2 protein-coding genes are annotated in these 5,644 nt (G+C 47.5%); both read right to left on the bottom strand.

The window, feature by feature from the left end; genetic code table 11:
* On the bottom strand, positions 1-4,938 hold a 4,938-nt coding region (locus F6K20_RS22090), incomplete at its 3' end, for a type I polyketide synthase (protein ID WP_287296029.1).
* Positions 4,939-4,946: 8 nt separating this feature from the next.
* Positions 4,947-5,644: acyl carrier protein (locus tag F6K20_RS22085; protein WP_287296027.1), on the bottom strand; the 698-nt coding region annotated here is incomplete at its 5' end.

Genomic DNA, 5,644 nt, shown 5'->3' with positions numbered 1-5,644 from the left:
CTGCTGCAAAAACTTCCATTTGGGAGGACTGGCTGTCGCAAAGACTTCGGCTCCCCTGTTTTGAACCAACTGAACCGCAGCCTGTCCAACTCCCCCTGCAGCGGAATGAATCAACACTCGTTCTCCCGGTTGTAGGTTGGCTAAATAGTTCAATCCGTAGTGAGCTGTGATAAAAGCTGTAGGCAAAGTGGCTGCTGCTTCAAAACTTAGGTGTTGGGGCTTAGGTAGTGCTAAATCAGCTGGAATTGTCATATAGTGGGCCAGGCACCCTATGGCTAAAGCCAACACAACCTCATCACCTACTTGTAAATGCTCAACATCAGAGCCTACAGCTACCACCACACCAGCACATTCCCCACCAAAGACTACCTGCTCGGCACTGTCAAATAGATGTTGAGTATATTCCTGCATCATGCCTAAAGCAGTGAGAACATCGCGGAAGTTGAGACCAACTGCCCTAACTTGAATCTCCACTTCTCCCCTTTCAGGCTGTCGGCGCTGCTGAGGTTGAAGTACAAGATTGTCTAAAGTGCCGTAAGCTCTCAGCCGGAGTTGCTGAGGGTATTCGCCTGAAGATTGGGGCACAAAACGTTCCAGTCTAGCTACATGGCGTTCTCCTTGTCGATAGGCTACTTGGTCTTCAGCATCAGGAGCCAACAACTCTTGCAGTAGCATTTCTACTCCCTCAGCAATGCTGGCATTGTCCGGATCCAAGTCTACACGGTGGCATTTAAACTCGGGATGCTCCAACGCAATCACCCGACCCAGACCCCACAAAGGGGATTGCTGCACATGTATGGTAGTTTGAGCTGCTATACATTGAGCTCCCTGAGTTACCAACCACAGAGGGGGTACTTGAGAATCAAACACTTCGCCTAGAGCTTGGATTAAGTGTAGTGTACTTCCACAGACAAGTTCTTGAGCTTGGTTCAACTGTTGTGAGTCACTGAGCAGACTCCACAAGTGAACCACACCTTGCAGAGTAACCCCTTTCTCAACTATCTTCTGCAACAATTGTTGGAAAGATTCCTTTTGGGTAGGACACACTTGGTAGTGATACTCGCTCAGATACCGAAAATCGTCTCCTGGTGAGACTACTACATACTGCTGATCAAGTTGAGCCAAAGAGCTTGTCAATTGTTCTGCCCAAACTCCCTCAGGTACAAACAACAACCACATACGCGATGTAGCCAAGGGTACTGTTTCCTTAACCTCTGAGGGTTGCCACTGTAGCTGATAAAGCCAATTACTCACATCTGGCTGTAAACTCTTCAGAAATAGCTGACTTGGGGCTCGCTTGACCGTGAAACCGTTAATGCGACCGAACGCCTGACCTGTTTCATCCAGCAACTGGATGTCATAAGAGCGCGTCTGCAACTGCTCGTTGACGCGGGATGGTTCCTCCACATAAGCATAGAAGCGGCTCGGTGTTGGATGCGAAAGCGTCATCTCTTTGACCCGCCAAGGTGCCCAAAACACACCTGAGTCAGAGCTGAAATCGAATAGATCTGGCGTTAGGCGTGTGCAAGCATCAATCAGCACCGGATGGATAGGTTCCCCAGCCAACTGGAATGCCAGTGCCTTTGGGACTTCAATTTCGAGCAGGCTAGTCTCCTCACCTATCCACGCCTGTCGGACAGCCTGCAACATTGGACCGTAAACCAGGGAGATACTGGCATAGATTTCAGTGAGGGTATCGGTGTCCAGTGGTCGCAACTGCTCACATAGGGCCGGGATATCTACACTCAGAGTAGGAGGTGGTGGCGGATTCTCTGAAACGCTCATACTTGCATGCTGTTGCCATTCCTCCTGCTTAGCACCATCCCGACTGAAGACTTCTACAAATTGTTTACCAACATTGTCAGCCGTATGAAGCATTAACTGTGTTTCCCGTGTGGTGTTGGACTCGGCAAGGAAGAGTGGTTGCTGGAAGTTAATATCCTCAACTGCTGCTGGTACTCCAACTGCGGCTAGGGTCATAGCTATGTAGCTCACACCCGGAATCACTGGGGTGTCATAGACACGGTGATCACCAATCCACGGATGATTGTTCAAGTTTATGTCTTGGTGGTAGATTGTCTGTCCCGTCGATGCTAACTCCAGCTTGTTGCCCAACAATCGGTGTACCTGTTGACCTGATAGAACGACAGTCTTGGGAGCTTCCACCCAGTAGCGTTCTCGCTGGAAAGGATAAGTGGGTAACGTGACTTTCTGACGAGCATAATCTCGGTCAAATCCTAACCAATCTACTTTGACTCCCTGTACATATAACTGTCCTAAGCTCAAGAGCATTTGTTGCCATGCATCTACTCCCGGACGCAATGATGGCAACCACACACCGACCCCTTCTGGTAGACATTGCCTTCCCATGCCTAATAGTATTGGTTTCGGTCCGACTTCTAGGAATACTTCAGAGCCAAGTTTGTCTAAAGCTTCCATACTTTGGGCAAACCTTACCGGTTGACGTACATGATTTACCCAATATTGGGCGGTAGTAATGCTACTATCTGCTGTTGTTCCTGTAACGTTAGATATGATTGGAATTTTTGGTTGATTGTAGGCGATTTGATTGGCTAGAGCTTCCCACTCGACCAACATCGGTTCCATTAATGGTGAATGGAAAGCATGGGATACTTGTAGTTGCTTGGTTTTGATTGTCTCCGATTCTAGGTTAGTAGCGATCGCTCTTACTGCTTCTGACTCTCCAGAAATTACTATACTTTGGGGCCCATTGATTGCTGCAATAGCCACTTGCTCACCAAGAGCCATTTCTTTCAATGTTTCTCGAACTTTAGACTCTGAAGCCATGACTGAAAACATTTCACCACCAGAGGGCAACTGTTGCATCAACCTTCCCCTGGCTGCAATTAGTTTCAAGCCATCTTCTAAACTCCAAACTCCTGCTACAGTTGCTGCTACATATTCTCCGACACTGTGACCCATGACTACATCTGGTTTAATGCCCCAGGATTGCCAGAGTTGGAATAAGGCGTATTCTAGGGCAAACAAAGCAGGTTGGGTATAAGCAGTCTGTTCCAGGACAGACTCCTCTGCTTCCAATGAATAGAGAACTTCCAGTAAATGCCTGTCCAGGTAGGGTTGCAAAATTTCCGCACATTGTTCTAGAGCTTTTCTGAAAGTCGGCTGAGTCTCATAAAGCTGTCTACCCATACCCACATACTGAGAACCCTGACCCGTGAATAACATTGCCACTTTGGGGGACTCACCGCCACTGACGACCCCACTCACGAGCCCGGTAACCTCTTCCTCTGTGCCGAAAGCCTTCAGTCTCTCTTGCAGTTCAGCTTTTGTGGCCGCTACCAAACTCAAGCGATGAATGTATGACAACCTTCCAGTGTTAGCAGTGAAGCATATATCTACCAGCTCTTGCTCTGGAGCTCTCTCCAGATGCTGACTATAGCTTTGGACTAGTTGCAGCAATGCCTCTTGGTTTTTGGCAGATAACGCCAATATATTCCATGGTCTTTCCCTCTCTACCTGAGGACTTTTTTGTGAAGATGGTGCTTCCTCTATTACCACATGGGCGTTCGTCCCAGTGAATCCAAAGGAACTTACCCCTGCCAACCGATGACCTGATACTTCCCATGGCGTCAGTTGCTTTGGTACTTGTAGCCAAGGCTGCCAGTCAATCTTGGGATTAGGTTGGTGCAAGTTTAGATGGGCTGGCAGGAGTCGATGCTGTAGCGATAACACCACCTTAATTAGTCCAGATACTCCCGCAGCTGCTTCTAAATGACCAATGTTTGTCTTTACCGAAGCCATCCACAACGGATATTCTGGAGTGCGATCCTCTCCCAGCACTGCCACCACTGCATTTACCTCTATAGGGTCTCCCAAGGAAGTCCCAGTTCCATGAGCTTCCAAATAACTAATCTCAGAAGGCTTAACCTGTGCTTGAGCTAGAGCTTGCTTGATTAATCTTTGTTGCGACTGCCCATTGGGCACTGTTAACCCACTGCTCGGTCCATCCTGATTGACTGCACTACCCCGAATCACTGCTACAATCTGGTCTCCATCAGCCTGTGCATCACTCAGACGTTTGAGCAGCACCATACCACAGCCCTCACCCCGTCCAAAACCATCTGCTGAAATATCAAAAGTCTTACACTGACCATCGGCGCAAATCATTCTAGCTTTGGAGGCATCAATATAGGAGTTTGGGGTTAAATGTAATTTCACTCCTCCCGCCAGAGCCATCTGGCATTCTCCGAGTCGTAAACTATTACAGGCTTGATGAATGGCTACCAGAGATGAGGAGCAAGCGGTGTCAATTGTGACTGTAGGTCCGGTAAAACCAAAGGTGTAAGCTAAACGACCAGCTGCATTGGATAAAGCATTACCTGTTCCTGCATAGGTGACTAATGGACTCTCTGGCTCCTGTTGCAAATGCTGCTGGAGCAATTGTTCGTAGTCACGACCATCATTGCCGATAAAGACCCCAACAGCAGCTTCCTCCAAGCGCTCTAACACTTGCCCACCTTGCTCTAATGCCTCCCAACTCACCTCCAGCAGTAGGCGGTGTTGGGGATCCATTGCCGTTGCTTCACGAGGGGAAATGCCGAAAAATTCTGGATCGAATTGGTCAACATTGTCCACAAAGTGGCCGTGACATGTGAGCATCTTACCCGGAGCATCTGGGTCAGGGTCGTAATAGGCTTCAATATTCCATCTCTCTCTTGGGATTTGCGATCGCGCACTGCTCCCCCCTTGCAACAACTGCCAGAATTTCTCTGGACTAGAGGCTCCACCAGGAAACCGACAACTCATGCCAATGATGGCAATTGGTTCGTGCAAAGTATTATTCAGCTTAGTCTCTAATTTTTTCAGAGCTAATGCAGCTCGCTGCAAAGGAGACAGTTGCTTAATTTGCTGTTTTTCACTCAATATTTGCTCTTTTTTAGTAAATTTATTCAACATAACTTTGTTTAATTGATTATCGATTCCAATATTTGATCAATTGAGCTTTCAAGCTCTTGATTGGATGATTGCTTAATCTCGTCTAGAAGTTTAGCTTCCAGTGAATCGTCTTCTTGTTGATCTTGATCAATCTCAGTCCGAAAAAGACCAACTTTGACAAGGTGCTGGTTGATTAGATATTTCTCCAACTTTTCAATATTGGGAAAATCAAAGGTCAAAGTTGAAGATAAATTTACTCCCAAAAGCTTGCTCAGTCTATCCCTTAAGTCTACAGCGGTCAGCGAGTCCATGCCCATCTCAAAAAATCCTACTTCTGAACCTGGTTTGTTTGTGATGGGTAAACCTAAAACTCGAGCGACTTCCTCTTGTAGTGCTTGTCGCAGCAGTTCCCTTCTCTGAGTTTCGGTTACAGCTTCCAACCTTTGTAGCAAACCAGGAGCTGGATTGGTCTTATCTTCAATATCTTCAGGAAGAACAGCTATGAGATCTAAGAGTGGACGCGGACGTTTAACGGCATACATCGTCTTGAAGCGATGCCAGTTATTGCGACTCACCGTCACCTGAACTTGGTTAGCAGATATTAGGTGCTCCAATGCAGAAATAGCTAACTCCGGTGAGAGTGCTTCTACTCCAATTTGAGCTAGCCATCTCTGAGCCTCATTTGTGGTCATGCCACCCCCTGCCCAGGCTCCCCAATTGATTGATA

The sequence above is a fragment of the Moorena sp. SIO2C4 genome (genome assembly GCF_010672485.1).
GTDB classification, from domain to species: Bacteria; Cyanobacteriota; Cyanobacteriia; order Cyanobacteriales; family Coleofasciculaceae; genus Moorena; species Moorena producens.
This window is presented reverse-complemented; position numbering and strand designations above follow the sequence as displayed.